This window comes from Microcoleus sp. F4-D5, assembly GCF_036704885.1.
Taxonomy (GTDB): Bacteria; Cyanobacteriota; Cyanobacteriia; order Cyanobacteriales; family Microcoleaceae; genus Microcoleus.
Genome location: NZ_JAUBSX010000074.1, coordinates 22,984 through 37,429, shown reverse-complemented (window position 1 = coordinate 37,429; position 14,446 = coordinate 22,984). Strand labels below are relative to the sequence as shown.

General features: G+C 45.7%; 10 protein-coding genes. 6 read left to right on the top strand and 4 right to left on the bottom strand.

The genetic code is table 11. From position 1 onward, the window contains the following. Positions 1–151: 151 nt before the first annotated feature. Entirely contained in the window at positions 152–712 is a 561-nt protein-coding gene (locus QUA80_RS26345) for a 2OG-Fe(II) oxygenase (RefSeq protein ID WP_333427949.1), read from the bottom strand. Between the two features lie 99 nt (positions 713–811). Beyond that, positions 812–1,384 carry a Uma2 family endonuclease gene (locus QUA80_RS26340; protein WP_333427948.1) on the bottom strand — a complete coding sequence of 191 codons (573 nt, stop codon included), beginning with the start codon at positions 1,382–1,384 and terminating at the stop codon, positions 812–814. A 266-nt stretch (positions 1,385–1,650) separates the two neighbouring features. Here QUA80_RS26340 and QUA80_RS26335 point away from each other — a divergent pair, with 266 nt between their 5' ends. The 5 genes from QUA80_RS26335 to QUA80_RS26315 all read left to right on the top strand — a co-directional run bounded on the left by QUA80_RS26335 (position 1,651) and on the right by QUA80_RS26315 (position 6,616). Continuing rightward, positions 1,651–3,216 (top strand): ABC transporter permease subunit, encoded by a 1,566-nt coding sequence (locus QUA80_RS26335; RefSeq protein ID WP_333427947.1) that lies wholly within the window; start codon positions 1,651–1,653, stop codon positions 3,214–3,216. A gap of 144 nt (positions 3,217–3,360) precedes the next feature. Further along, positions 3,361–4,197 carry an SAM-dependent methyltransferase gene (locus QUA80_RS26330; protein WP_333427946.1) on the top strand — a complete coding sequence of 279 codons (837 nt, stop codon included), beginning with the start codon at positions 3,361–3,363 and terminating at the stop codon, positions 4,195–4,197. A 206-nt stretch (positions 4,198–4,403) separates the two neighbouring features. Continuing rightward, the gene (locus QUA80_RS26325; protein WP_333427945.1) at positions 4,404–5,171 is read left to right on the top strand and encodes a hypothetical protein; all 768 of its coding nucleotides are present in this window, start codon (positions 4,404–4,406) and stop codon (positions 5,169–5,171) included. 11 nt (positions 5,172–5,182) lie between these two features. Then, a complete protein-coding gene (locus QUA80_RS26320; protein ID WP_333427944.1) occupies positions 5,183–5,743 on the top strand; it encodes a hypothetical protein in 561 nt (186 codons plus the stop codon). A 96-nt stretch (positions 5,744–5,839) separates the two neighbouring features. Then, positions 5,840–6,616, top strand: a complete 777-nt coding sequence (locus QUA80_RS26315) for an ABC transporter ATP-binding protein (protein ID WP_333427943.1) — start codon at positions 5,840–5,842, stop codon at positions 6,614–6,616. Between the two features lie 242 nt (positions 6,617–6,858). On the opposite strand, the gene QUA80_RS26310 is transcribed toward QUA80_RS26315, so the two are convergent. Next, positions 6,859–7,695, bottom strand: coding sequence for a PEP-CTERM sorting domain-containing protein (locus QUA80_RS26310; RefSeq protein WP_333427942.1), 837 nt, complete (start codon positions 7,693–7,695; stop codon positions 6,859–6,861). 427 nt (positions 7,696–8,122) lie between these two features. On the opposite strand from QUA80_RS26310, the gene QUA80_RS26305 reads away from it, so the two are divergent. Then, the gene (locus QUA80_RS26305; protein WP_333427941.1) at positions 8,123–8,830 is read left to right on the top strand and encodes an ABC transporter ATP-binding protein; all 708 of its coding nucleotides are present in this window, start codon (positions 8,123–8,125) and stop codon (positions 8,828–8,830) included. 57 nt (positions 8,831–8,887) lie between these two features. Here QUA80_RS26305 and QUA80_RS26300 read toward each other — a convergent pair whose 3' ends face one another. Beyond that, positions 8,888–14,389, bottom strand: a complete 5,502-nt coding sequence (locus tag QUA80_RS26300) for a response regulator (protein ID WP_333427940.1) — start codon at positions 14,387–14,389, stop codon at positions 8,888–8,890. Positions 14,390–14,446 lie beyond the last annotated feature (57 nt).

The following is a 14,446-nucleotide window of genomic DNA, read 5'->3' as shown; positions in this document are numbered from 1 at the left end:
GGCGACCATTATTGATCGTCCGCTCTCTTAATCCTGGTGGTGTAACCTTTTGACACTGATTCAGCAAGCCCTAAATAAGGGCAAAAGATACTTATCATAATAAGATAAGAATTGCCTTATAAAAGGATGGGTAGATAATTAAATTCGATTGCTACTTCCCTTCTAATCTTTCATAGATAACATCGGTACGCATGGCATACTTCGTACCAGTTCTGACTGTACATCCTTCGTGCGTGAGTTTGTGTTGGAAAATCACAGTCATACCAGTTTTGGGGACTACGGTATGTTCGAGTTGTTCGGTGAAGCGAGTTTCTCCCCCCTCGAAATCAGCGTTGAGGTACACGAGAACGCTGTGAAGTGTCACCTGAGAATCACTTGGACAATACCAATGATCCATGTGAGGCGCAAATCGCTGACCCGATCGATAGCGATACATCCTCAGACGTTCGTTCAAGCCCACTAGAACAAAGTTACCCATGCGCGAGGGAATGTGGGGACGAAGCCTCCGAAACAAATCTGCGGACATTTCCGGGTCGTCCCTGATGACGCGATCCTGGTCGCGGAACATCGGATTATTTGTCGCGATCGCCGGTGCAGATGCTTCAATCAGAGAAATCAGGCGATCGCACTCCTTGGAACTATAAACGTTTTCTACGACCCACAGGAAGCATTCAGACTCGAATCGAAACGGTACGTCAGTATGAATATTCATGGCTGCTGGATATGTAGTTTTTCGTCAAGGTGATTCGATCGCGCGAGGCGACGAATAATAAATAAAGCGCGAGATCGTTTTACGTTTTAGTTTTACGTTTTAAATATTCCCTGGTTTGAGCCAGCCAAAAACTTCGCCTAAAGTCAACTGCATTTCCGGCATAAAATTTGGCATCGGAAGTATATCTGTTGGTTCTTGCAAGGAAATAGGCTGCTGCTTTGCGGGATAGGCTAAAATGTTTTTTTCATCGGGATCGAGCAACCAACCCATCTGACAACCGGCATTCAAACAGTGCAAAATATTGTTTGTAACTTTGGTTTGGCTTTGGGCTGGGGACAAAATTTCTATTGTCCAGTCTGGGTGAGCGTTAAATGTATTGGCAATTTCGCCCTCAGCGTCTAGGGGAATGCGATTCCAAACAAAAATCGCGACATCGGGGACAATAGAACGTCCGCCAAAGGTGCAGCGAAGTTCTGGAAATGCCCAAGCAATCCGCTGAGGTTTGCTCGCTGCATTAACCCTCGTGATGAGTTCTCCCTGAATTGTACTGTGTTTTCCTTGTGGCATAGGTTTTTGTACGATCGCACCTTTGATGTATTCGCTAGCGGGTGTGGTTTCTGGGAGTTGCAAAAACTCGTCAAGGGTGATAGTTTTTTGAGGTGCTTGTACCATATAGCGATCGCCCGTTTGAAGTGTGTTCCGGTAACAGTTCCAGTATATTTGAAGTTTCGAGCGCTGTGGTGAAACAATCGCTCTCAAAAGACTCTAAACTGTAGCTAGCCCGATCGACCGTTTCCACGATAAGCAGTCGATCGAGTTGCTTGAGGCAGAAATTGGCACTGTCCGCGTCAGTTGCATCTATAAAACTGCGATTCCTAGCATTCTTGCATCTAACTACTGAGTGCTGACTAATAACTAATGACTAATAATTTATTCCTATGTCAAAAGAAATAATTAATGCGATCAAATCGACTGGTATTTTAGGGGCGATCGCCTCTTTGACTGTTTTGTTATTCGGGGGTTGGAGCGGTACCGTGATCGGCTGGCTGATGGGTACGGCGGCAGGGTTTATGAGCTGTCGGGGTCGGAAGGTTTACAGCCCGAAAATGGGTGCTGCGATCGGCAGTTTAGCGGGAGTGGGATTGGGAGTTTGGCTGTTAGTTGCGAGTGTGGTAGAAGGGGTTTTGATTAGACCTTTTTCTGGGCAATCTGCTGTTGCTTTGCCGACTACGCTGCTGTACGGGATTTGCAGTTTGACGATCGCAATTTTGACAGCTACGTTAATGGGTGCTTTGCAGGGTTTGCAGGGGGAACGCCAGCGGATGGCAACTCTGGTGACATTAGCTTTTATTCTAATTCTGTTTCCGTTTATCGACATTCAGGCTCAAACCGGCTGGATTGCTACTGTAGTACAGATTCAAATCTTTATTATGTTGGCGCTGGGTTTGAATATTACTGTGGGTTTTGCGGGTTTGTTGGATTTGGGATATGCGGCGTTTTTTGCGATCGGCGCTTACACGACGGCTTTGCTATCTTCTGGACAGTTAAATATTGCTTGGAACTTTTGGGTGGTACTGCCGATCGCGGCCGGTGTAGCTGCGATCGCGGGCGTAATCCTCGGTATTCCGACACTGCGGCTCAGGGGCGATTATTTGGCGATCGTTACCCTCGGTTTTGGCGAAATTATCCCGGTTGTCTTTAGGAATTTAACGGCGATTCGGATCGACGAACCAGTCTCGAAGATTGTTGCTTCCCTGCTGGGTAAACCCGAGTTGGTGCTGTGTCTGGTTGGGTGCGATCGACCTTTTAACCTCACCGGCGGCGAAGCGGGCATAAACCCGATCGGGCGTCCATCTCTCCCCATCGTCGGCACTTTCAGCACCGGCAACTACTTTCCCTGGTACTACCTAATTTTGCTGCTAGTTGTCTTCGCTTACTTCATGATTTCCCGGCTGCGAGATTCCCGCTTGGGCAGGGCCTGGAATGCCATGCGCGAAGATGAATTAGCGGCTAGTGCGATGGGCATTAACCTGGTCAAAACCAAACTTTCGGCTTTTGCGATGGGAGCGACGTTTTCGGGCTTTGCCGGCGCGTTTTACGCCGCCTATATCAGCGCAATTTTTCCCAGCGTTTTCGATTTCTCGGTGTCGGTAATCATCCTGTGTATGGTGATTTTAGGCGGTTTGGGCAACATGACCGGGGTGATTTTGGGCGCTATCATTATCATGTCTGCCGATCGGCTTTATCTGCCACAATTAGCCCAAGTCCTCAAGGGTTTTCTGAATACTTTTGTACTCCCCAGGATTGCAATTCCCCAGTTACAAGACTTTCTGGCAACCAGTTTAGACCCGATTCAAATGCGCTTATTTCTCTTCGGCCTAACTCTTGTTGTCATGATGATCGTGCGGCCGGAGGGGCTGATTCCCGATAAGATACACCAAGCTGAACTGCATTCGGATGCTGAAGCGAGCAATGAGTCTTTAGCAGATGCGAGAAGTCAATAAGTAGGCAAGGGCAAAAAACCCTCGTATTTTGTAGGCAGGTTTAACTAAGAATCTAGGATGCAAGGGAGTTTATAAGTGTAAAATAAACCTCCCCATCTAATGTTTATTTGTAACCCACTACTTAGTAAGCGTGAAAGGTTAGCCATGAAAAATGTAACTGGTACGGCTTTTATAGTTGCGGAATTTAGAGCAGAAGAGAATGAAGAGGCAATTCCTCTTTACACTGATAATGTAGTAAAAATTTGGCTCAACGAGGAAACAAAAGAAATAGCTGCAAAAATAGCTCAAAACTCTCCCGTCGCTAAAGAAATGGTTAAGTTGCGGACTAAATATTTTGATGATGTTTTGTCAAATCACATTTTAGGAGGTTGCAAGCAAGTAGTTATTTTAGGTTCGGGTTTGGATACTCGCGCCGCGAGAATTAATGGAGAAAAAGTCACTTATTTTGAAATAGACGACCGCGCGACTCTTCAATTAAAAGAAGAAACTCTCAAAGCGAACAAAGTTACTGCCAATGTTCGCTACATTCCCGGCGACTACGTAAAAGATGGTTTAATTTCTTTGCTGAAACAGAGTGCATTTGATTTCGCTCGACAGACATATTTTTTGTGGGAAGGCAACACTACCTTGCTTGACAAAAAAGATGTAATATTTGTGTTAGAACAAATTCGCGACCATGTGAAGAGTTTTCGATTGTCCTTTGATTATATGTCGGAAAAGGTGATTTTGAGAACGACGGGCTACCAAGATATCAATGATTACATAGATCGATACGAAAGTATGTATGCACCGTGGATTACTGGGTTTGAAAACATTGCAACTTTGGCTGACGAACTGAATCTCAAAGTTATTGAAAACTTTTCGACTGCCGATTTACACGCACAATATCGCCCTGGACGTTCGCTAGAATCTAATCTTTTCAAATTCTATTTTGTTTGTACGTTAGAAAATGCAGTAGGGTGCGTCAGTCCCGATATTTGACTCAACTGAGACAATTGGCTGCTGACGCACCGCAGAGCACAGCAAAGACGATCGCACTTTGTCTGTACGCTAATGCCTCCAAAAGTATTTGCCAATGTCTCAGGTAGGCTAAACTAGTAATTAACCAGCTTGGTCGTCACGGCACCAGGATTAGCCATCCTCTGTATCGTCTGGCCAAGGCGGAATCCCTCCAATTATTCAAAGCTATGACTTTAGCGACAAAACAAATCATTGAAAAAAGCAATTACACCGAAGAAATTAAGGGAGTTGGAGAACAATTTGCAGCGATACAACAATCCTTAGAAAAAGCATTCCAATCTCAAGATGCTCTGGCACCAGAGGAGGCTCTTCGAGAGCTGCTGTCAATCTACGAGCTTTATCTCCATATTGAATCAGAAAGCAATCCTTCTGAGAGACATAAAAGCTTAGAAGAACTTGAACGTAGCGTCGAAGCATTTAAGACAAAGTACGAAGACTTTGCCCCGAAGGAAGCTGTTGATGGCATAGAAAATGTACAACTTTGGGCTAAAATATCTAGAACAATGATGTCTGCCCAACTTTATATGCTTGCTGCATCTCTTGAAGACAACGAAGTAAAGCAACTAGGATTGTTTTACGCAGGACTCATCAATTTATTAGATATTGCAGAAAATTATCTAAACTTCTTTACCAAAAGAGGTCGCGAATTAGCCAAAGATCTAGCTCAGACACTAATCAGCTATAAAACATTTGAAGATTATGCCAAGAAAAGACCAGCAGATGAAATCACCAGCCAAGCTATAGGCATAAGAAATGCAGCCAAAGCAATTTTGTGGGAAATTGATAGGCACGATCGCAAAAAATTCTCATATAAAGCACTCTATGAAGAAGCTAAGAATGCCATAGAAACAGATGATAAACAAGAACTCCTTAAAACTTTGCAGTCCTGGCGTGAAGAGGACATTAGTGAGCTGAAAAAGCTATCGGACAACTAGCAACCTAATTCATGAGTACGTTAATTTTTTTAGATACGGGTGTCGTCGGAAAACTCATACATCCCGATGTTGAGCAAAGCAAAACTAGGTTGGCTCAAAACGCTAAAAGCGAAGTTAAGGAATCGATTCTAGAAGCAAGTGAATGTGAGGACTGGTTAACGACGCTAATAAATGAAAGAACTCCTGTAGCTATATCCGAAATCGCAAACTATGAAGCAAGGCGCGAGCATCTCAGACGGATCCGCGATCGCAAATCTGGACTCGAAGAGAAACAAAAAGCTCTTAAAGCTATTGAAAGGCTAGATGCGCTAATCACAAAAAAAGGAGTTGCATATTTTCCAGTTACTTGCGAAGAGGGCAACGTAATGCAAGAAGCGGCTGAGTTATGGGCTTTTGCACACAATAATTCTTATGTAGCCTACGATGCAGACTTAATCATAGCCGCTCAAGCCGTCATTATTAAGAGAATAGGAATAGAGGTAATCATTGCAACAACTGATACCGAAGACTTTAACCGATTGCTACAACAGTACCACATCGAAGCTAGGCGCTGGAGAGATATTAAACCTTAGCTGAACTGTCTCTCATTTAATTTTCCAGTGTTTTTGTCCGAAAACTGAAGGGTCAACTTTTTAACAGCTTAACTAATATTAGGAATCACAACCAAAATGTCACTATTAGAAGCACAGCAACTTACAATGCGATTCGGTGGTTTGACTGCCGTCAACCAGGTTAGCTTAACATTGGAAAAAGGCTCGATCGCCAGTTTGATAGGGCCCAACGGCGCGGGCAAAACTACTTTTTTTAATATGCTGACTGGTATCTACAAACCCAGTGCCGGCTTGTTGCTCCTCGAACATAAGAATATCACTGGTTTGCCGCCCGATCGCCTGACTACTTTCGGCATTGCTAGAACTTTTCAAAATATCCGCTTGTTTAACAACATGACTGTGCTGGATAATGTTTTAGTAGGTAGACACTGCCGATTGAAAACTGGTTTGTTGGGTGCCATCCTCCGCCCTCCGGCTGTGATTGCAGAAGAGCGGGAAGCTAAGAAAAAAGCCTTGAGTATGCTTGATTTTGTCGGTTTAGGTGCTGCTAAAGCGCCGGAGTTGGCAAAAAACCTTTCCTACGGCGACCAGCGGAGATTGGAAATTGCCAGGGCTTTGGCTTCCGATCCGAAAGTGTTGCTTTTGGACGAACCGACGGCGGGGATGAACCCGAACGAAACGGCTGATTTAACTCGCTTTATTTATCGGATTCGCGATGAGTTGGATTTGAGTATTTTGCTGATTGAACATGATATGAAGGTCGTGATGGGAATTAGCGATCGCGTCAGTGTTATGGAGTACGGTACTAAAATTGCTGAGGGAACTCCGGCCGAAGTTCGCGCCGATCCTCGAGTGATTGAGGCCTATTTGGGAAAAGAAGAACATGGACATTGATAATCGGTATTGTATGCCGACAGATAAGTGAGGTTCGCAGTGCGCACCCTACGAAAAAGTGATAGAATGTCCGGCAAATTAACCGAAATAGAATTAGGGGCTGGTTTGACCAAAAATCTGTCATTTCAATCGATAATATTTATCAACCCGCCCCGGGCGACAGCATTTTATAACGAGCAAGTCAACGGAAAAGATATGAGGCGCGCCATGCGTACCCTACGAATTGATTTTAGGGGATTTTCCTAAACTTTTGATTTGAATTGAGACAATTTATTATTAAATTTTCGCCCCCTGACCAACCATCCTAAAAATATTGCAGTACCTAATACTGTGGTCGGTTCTGGAACTGCTTCTACTTCTGCCTCTGCGATATTGTTACTAACTTCTACTAACCTTAGGTTAGTGGCGCTGGCGAATTTCCGCGAATAGACCCCCGAAGTATACAGGAGGCTTGTTGCTGCACTTCCTTCAGCCATTAAATTAAAATTAATGGCTGTGGGATTAAAGCTGTTGGTAGAGGACACGTTTGCATAAAAGCCACTCGAAGAGTCTAAACCGCTGGCAATTTCAAAGGAGTCTAACAGAATGTTTGTAACAGTGTTAATCAACCAAAAAGATATCGTGCCCGTCGCGCTGGCGCGTTCGGATTGGCGGTTCTCCACTGATATTAAAAGATCTAAAACTGTCTGGAAATTGAAGGAAAAAGTTTCTTCGGCATCAATGTCGAAGTCACCGATAACTGCTGCTTGACTTTGAGCTAAACCGGAATAGTTGCTGCCTCTACCTGTGGCTTCACTCTTCGAGAGATTTGCTGCCAGCAATTCGTGACAGTTAGATGTAAAAACTGCATCAGCTTTCGCTTGGCTAATAACTGAACCGCTGTTAGCTATTGTCTGAGTGTAAGTGTTAGTAAATCTACCTGTATCAGTCGGTTTGTGACTGAAGTTTTCCATGGTTGCTGCTGCCGTCGAACCTGCGATTATTGCAGCACTGCTAGGGGCAATGCCTACAGTCAAGCCGGTTACTAAAGGAGTTGCTAATAAAAATGCGATCGCTCCGGTGCTGTGATTTAATTTCATGGTAAATCTCCAATTAAATTTCAAAAATTTTAAGTGCTGTTATTTTTTGTTACAGCGTATCCCAGGTTTATGAAGCATTAGGCACAGGGCAGTGCCGTGTCCCTACGGGGCTCGATCGATAGGCGGGTTTACTTCATAAACCTGGGATACGCTGTATTTGTAGCGGTTGCTTTCCCTAACGTATTCATACTATCTAAGTAAATAGATAGTTTTGTAAAGATACGGTCAATAAATCTTGTATTTGATTAAAAGTTCTGTAAAGTTAGTCGCTATCGCTCCTAAAAATACATGGTGTAGGAGCTACGGCTGAGTGTCGGTCTAAGTAAAATTACTATTTACTCTAAACATGGTTAATTTTCAATAAATGCAATAAAAATTTATAATTAGTCGGGATAATATAACAAAGGACAAAGCAAAAAGAGTAATTATGTTGGAAATCAAAGACATTCACACCTATTACGGAAATATTCACGCTCTCAAAGGAGTATCGCTAACAGTCTCGCAGGGAGAAGTTGTGACATTAATCGGCAGCAACGGGGCGGGGAAAACTACAACTCTCCGCACGATTCAAGGACTGCTGCGCCCGCGCCAAGGCACTGTATTATTTGAGGGAAAGCCTTTAGAAACACTATCTACAGAGGCGATCGTCCGTTTGGGTATTTCTCAAAGTCCCGAAGGGAGGCTAATTTTTCCGCGAATGACGGTGCAAGAAAATTTGGAAATGGGTGCTTATCTCCGCAACGATACTCTCGGTATCAAGTCAGATATGGAAAAAGCATTAAATTTATTTCCTCGTTTGCGAGAAAGAATTAGCCAAAAAGGGGGCACTCTCAGCGGCGGCGAACAGCAAATGCTGGCGATCGCCCGAGCTTTGATGTCGCGCCCCCGCTTGTTATTATTGGACGAGCCGAGTATGGGATTGGCACCGATGTTAGTCAGTCAAATTTTTGCGATCGTCCGCGATATTAATGCTGAAGGAACAACTATTTTACTGGTAGAACAAAACGCCCGCATGGCTTTAAGTGTAGCCCACCGCGGCTATGTCATCCAAACCGGTCAGGTTGTAGTGGCTGGTACTGCTAGCGATTTGCAGTCAAATGAAACTGTTCGCAAAGCGTATTTAGGTGAAAGTTAAATAGCTATTCTGGTAATCGGTAACGGCAATTCCCAATTGGCAATTACCAATTACCCATTAGCAATTACCCATTTGCGATCGCAACTTCCCCGTTGCCAATTCCCTTTCAAAAGCCGCCCGCACCTTTTCCCACTCCGCTTGGGCTTCCAACAGGCGATCGCGCGCCGTAATCGCATCAAAAATCTGTTCCCCTCCAGACTCAACCGCCACGCGGCCCATATACTCCAACTCCTTGCAAACTTCAGAAAAAGACAGGGCTCCTAAATTGGCGCTGCTCGACTTCAGCGTGTGAGAAGCCAGCTTCAAACTATCAGCATCGCCGAGAAAAATAGCCTCCTTAATTGTTTCTAAATGCTGCGGTGCATCTAACAAATATATCTTAATCAACTCCCCCAAAAAATCCGGGTCTTCCTCATCATCTAGCTCGCGGAGATTCTGCAAAATATGAAAATCAATCGGCGAATCTGCTCCCGGTTGAACGCTCGAATCTCCAGCACCCCCACTGTCAACTTTGTCAGCCACATCTGGATTTTTCGGATCGGTAACTGCCTCCCATTCACTCCGATCCAGAGGTTGGCACTTGCTCAGGGCGATCGCCAACTCTTCCCGGCGCACGGGCTTAGTAATATAATCGTCCATACCTGCTTCCATGCACTTTTCGCGATCGCCCTGCATCGCATTAGCAGTCATCGCAATAATTCTCGGCTTCTTGTTAGCGGGCCATTCCTGACAAATCCGGCGCGTCGCTTCCAACCCGTCCATCTCCGGCATCTGCACGTCCATCAGCACAACATCGTAAGATTGCCGCTTGCACGCCTCCAAAACCTCCAACCCATTAGCCGCAATATCGGCGCGATATCCTATCCTGTCGAGCAAATGCGTAGCGACTTTTTGGTTCACTACATTGTCCTCGGCAAGCAAAATCCGAATCTGACTAGAATTAGGTGCATCATGTCCAACCGAATGGCTCGCAACCTGCCTCAAAACCGCAGGCGTCCGCTGCACGCGGTGCTGTTCTTGAGAATTTTCAAAATACTTCAATCCCGAAGTCAAAGTAGCCACATTTGAAAGTTCCCCCTTACCGCTTCGACCAGTAACATATCCAAAAACTTGCAGCAACACATTATAAAACTGGGACTGTTTGAGAGGCTTAGTTAAAAAAGCAGAAAAATGTACTTCTGTAGTTTCAAGTTTTTTCCAAACTTCCGCCTTGCTCAAATAAGTAAACAGCACCAAAGGCAGCGCCACTTTGCGAGGATTTGTAACTTTGATGGCATTCTGATTTAGCCCGTCACCGCCAAACAAATGACTCTGCTCAAGTTTTCGCATCTCCACAGCCAAAGCCACACCATCCATATCTGGTAGATTCATCGCCAAAATAGCTAAATCGAGCGCCGAATTTTGTTTGATAATTTCCAAAGCCTCAGCACCAGAAGTTACGGCAATCGGGATCATTCCCCAAGACTCAGCCTGCCGGATCAAAACTTGCCGATTAATGGCATGATTCTCAACAATTAACAAACGTTTACCAGCGGCAAATTCCGGCCGTTTTTCCTCAGCATGGCTCTCCGTGGCTTCAGCAATCACCGTGAAATAAAAAATAGAACCAGAACCCGATATCGATGGGGGAGCAAATCCAGCAGGCGACCTTCCAGCGATACTTTGTCCGATCGCAGAAACTGCAGGTTGAGACTTGGAACTTCCCGGATCGACTTGACTGACAACCCACATTGTACCCCCCATCAGATCGCTCAAACGCTGGCTGATAGCCAGTCCCAAACCCGTGCCGCCGTAATGTCGGGTTGTCGAAGCATCCACCTGCGAAAAAGCTTTAAACAGGCGATCGATCCGGTCTGGCGGAATGCCAATTCCGGTATCTTGGACAGCAAATTGAATCTCGTATTGTCTCCTACTTGCCAACTGTCCCTGTTTAATTGCTAGCGGTTGCGGCTCTAGAATATTGATTATTTCCTGCGAAATCTTAGCAGCTACAGGCTCGATTTGCCTAGCCGTACAGCAGACCACAATTTCGCCGGATTCTGTAAACTTAACAGCATTTCCTAGTAAATTTACCAATATTTGGCGGAGCCTCGTGACATCTCCTAAAATCTTTTTGGGAACAGAATCGTCTATAAAATAAGCTAACTCTAAACCTTTTTCCGACGCTCTCGGAGCCAGCAATTCCAGAGCTTCTTCTATACTGTTTTGCAGGTCGAAGGGGCTGCATTCCAAATCCATTTTTCCCGATTCAATCTTGGAAAAGTCTAGGATATCGTTAATAATAGTTAGCAAAGCATCGCCGCTGGTGCGAATTGTCTCCACAAAATCCCGCTGTTCAGGAGTTAGTTCCATATCGAGCAGCAAACCCGTCATCCCGATTACCGCATTCATCGGAGTGCGGATTTCGTGACTCATCGTTGCTAAAAATTCGCTTTTAGCTCTGTTAGCAACTTCTGCGGCTTGTCGCGCGTGATCCAAAGCTTCATTTTGCTCTGCCAACTGTCGCTGTCGGTGAACTTCCGTTTCTAAAAGTTGTGCTTGAGCTAACGTAATTCCGACTTGAGCGGCAACATCTTCTAACAGTTCAATTTCGTCGGGAGTCCACTGGCGAGTTGCATCGCACTGGTGCAAAGTAATAATTCCATTCGGTTCTCCTTGATAGGAAGTGCGAACCGCCAACATAGATTTTAGTCCGATGCGTCGGCACATAGGCCCCGAAGATTCGAGCAAAGGATCGGCAAACACATCGGGAGAGGCCAAGGCTATATCTTCAGCTAGGAGTTTTTCTGTGTAGGGGTTGTAAGTGACAGAAAGTTCTAAATCTAAAGCCGATTCGTGACCGGGTTCTAAGTATTCCGCGACGCAAGGAAGGTGGGGATAAGGTTCGGAAAGATAGGTATGAATTGTACAGCGATTGACGCCAAAGACCCGGCCGATTTGGGTGGCGGTAGTCTGAAAAATTTCTTGAGTATCTAAGGTCGATCGCACTTTTTGAGTGATTTGTTTAAGGAGCAAGACGCGCTGGTACTGACGTTGCAAAGTTCGCTCTCGTTCTTCGCGGGCAATTTCCGCGCCTATGTAATTGCCCATCAACTTTAAAATTTCAAAATTCAGCGGTTTCAAAGGAGATTTAGTGGTGCGGGAAGTAAAGCTCAAAGTCCCAAAAACTCGCCCTTGCACTATTACCCTAGTCCCCACAAAAGCCTCCAACTTCCGCACGCTGTAAGCGGGGTGGTTGCGCCACTGAGTAGTGCCGGCTGATTCGACAGAAATAGGTTCGCTCGATCGCAAAACTTCTCGCTCGAAGGTTCTACTCAAAGCAAAACCGTCTCCCTTAGCAAATCCAAAGGGAAAATCTTCCGGTACATAAGCCGCGATCACTTCGTAGCGATCGCCCAAAACCCTTCCCAACAGCCCGATATCCATCCCAAACTGACTGCAACCCATTGCCAGCAACCGGATCGTTCGATCGTCAAAAGAGCCTTCAGAGCTCACCATTACCTCGTAGAGCGATCGAATTGCCCGCTCGCTTTCCCGCAGTTCCTCAACCCCTTCGAGGCGGTTGCAGACATCGTGCAAAGTCCCTAAAATTCCCACTATTTCGCCTTGGGAATTCCGCCGGACTTGGGCAAATATTTCAACGGAAATAAAGCCGACATCACTGTGGATTCCCAAGGAGTTTTGCCCCGACTCCGACTTGTACTTAAATCGCACTTCTCGCCGTTCAAATTCCGACTTTCCCGATAGCAAAGACTCCAATAAATTTGCACATTCCGCGCGTTCATCTGGATGAACCCAATCTAAAAAATTAGTTTGCAAACTTTCGGCAACCGAAAACTGTGTAATTTCCGTCCAAGCGTGGTTGAGAAATGTCCAAACTCCCGCCGCATCTATCTGGAAAATTACTGTTGCTTTCAAAGAGTCAAATAGTTGAAATTGATCCCGATCGCGTTCGCGGCTTTTAACTTCTAACAGCTTGTTTGGAGTAATATCTGTATGAGTTCCTACTACCCGCAGGGGTTTGCCACTAGCGCTGCGCAAAACTTGACCCCGGTTCAGCACCCAGATAGTGCTGCCGTCTTTGCAGTACATCCGATATTCTGCTGCAAAATCCGCTGTCTTTTGGGCGAAGTGATCTTCTAAAGCTGCCTTTACTCGGTCAATGTCATCTCTGTGGATGCGACTCCACCATTCAGATCGGCGATTCAAGATTTCCCCTTCTTTGTAGCCCAGCATTTCTTGCCATCGGGCTGAATAAAAAAACTCATCAGTTTCGAGATTCCAATCCCAAATCCCCTGATTGTTGACGGCAGGGGGGAGATTAGGGGGCAAGGGGAAATTGTTTTGATAAATTTCTGCACCTCGGGGGCGATTTGCTGCCGGAATCTGTATTTCTGCCGAGAGTCTTTTGTATTGCGCGTTGCTAGATTCTAGCTGGCGCTGCAAAGCGATCAAGCCAGAATGCAGAGATTTTGAATCCAGCGCTTGTAAAAGGATAGTTTTAGGATTGATAATCCCGATCGGGTGATTGCTTTCGTTGATGACTAATAAAGGCAACTGACAGTAGTTTTTTTGCAGCAGGGCGACTGCTGCTTCGAGGGTAGAGTGCGATCTTATTAGCGGCGGCGAACTGTTGCAAATTGCTCCCGCTTTAATTCTGTTAGAGTCTCTTCCCAGCGCCTGCAACTGCACGATGTCCTGCGAACTTACCACGCCAACCAGTTTGTGAATGTTGGGATTTGTAAATTTGGAATTTTGAGCAGCACCAGTCGAATGTTGTTCGGGGGTTTCAGTAATTAATACATAGCTAACATTGTGTCTAAACATCAGTTGCGCCAAATAGCGTACCGAAGAAGTAGCAGGAGCGTGAATAATTCGCGAGGCTGCGATTTGAGGGATTTGATAAAGTTTAATTAAATGAGCTGGCAGCTCTAATTTCGGATGCACAACTGGCAGGGGCGGAGGGAACGCGAAGCCCGCCGCAGGTGGCGAAGGGCTACTGACTTTTTGTGGGGATTCCCCAATGTCCTGCAATAGTTGCACCAAACTTTGAGAGCTAATTAAACCGACAAGTTCTTCAGCGTCGCTGACGACAGGCAAATGGCCGATCTGATTTTTTTCCAGCAGATTTGCTAAGGCAAAAAAGTCGGGAATTTCCGATTCTCGGGCTACAGTTACCGTTCTAATCATGATTTGCTCGATCGCAAATCCCCTCAAAGCAGCGCCGATCGAATTTAGCTGTACGACATCTCGCGCTGTAAAAATCCCCAGCACCGTCTGGCCGCCCGGATAGAAAGTTTTTGAGCCGTTGAGATGGAGACCGTTGAGCGATGGCGGTAACGCAGGCGGTACCCCGTTGTAGAAACCGGAGTTTTCCCCCAATTGCGGGGAAGTCCCGTTCGTGGGATTGCCGAGTTGAGAATTCCCGCGCGGTTCTACCACGAGGACGTAACTGGCTCCTGTGCTGCTCATCAGCTCGATCGCCTGTTCTATAGGCGTCTCAGGGGTGACGGTGAGGGGATTGCGGTTGATGACCTGACTGAGGGAGGGAATAAACATCAGGGGGCATAAAAGTGATATTTGTTGGAAAAACCCGATCGCGGGCAGCAGGTTGAT

Bases quoted from the DNA above. Each gene is read 5' to 3' on its own strand.
- QUA80_RS26335 (WP_333427947.1), top strand. From the start codon at position 1,651: ATGTCAAAAGAAATAATTAATGCGATCAAATCGACTGGTATTTTAGGG.
- QUA80_RS26340 (WP_333427948.1), bottom strand. From the start codon at position 1,384: ATGGTACAAGCACCTCAAAAAACTATCACCCTTGACGAGTTTTTGCAA.
- QUA80_RS26325 (WP_333427945.1), top strand. From the start codon at position 4,404: ATGACTTTAGCGACAAAACAAATCATTGAAAAAAGCAATTACACCGAA.
- QUA80_RS26310 (WP_333427942.1), bottom strand. From the start codon at position 7,695: ATGAAATTAAATCACAGCACCGGAGCGATCGCATTTTTATTAGCAACT.
- QUA80_RS26320 (WP_333427944.1), top strand. From the start codon at position 5,183: ATGAGTACGTTAATTTTTTTAGATACGGGTGTCGTCGGAAAACTCATA.
- QUA80_RS26330 (WP_333427946.1), top strand. From the start codon at position 3,361: ATGAAAAATGTAACTGGTACGGCTTTTATAGTTGCGGAATTTAGAGCA.
- QUA80_RS26345 (WP_333427949.1), bottom strand. From the start codon at position 712: ATGAATATTCATACTGACGTACCGTTTCGATTCGAGTCTGAATGCTTC.
- QUA80_RS26315 (WP_333427943.1), top strand. From the start codon at position 5,840: ATGTCACTATTAGAAGCACAGCAACTTACAATGCGATTCGGTGGTTTG.
- QUA80_RS26300 (WP_333427940.1), bottom strand. From the start codon at position 14,389: ATGTTTATTCCCTCCCTCAGTCAGGTCATCAACCGCAATCCCCTCACC.
- QUA80_RS26305 (WP_333427941.1), top strand. From the start codon at position 8,123: ATGTTGGAAATCAAAGACATTCACACCTATTACGGAAATATTCACGCT.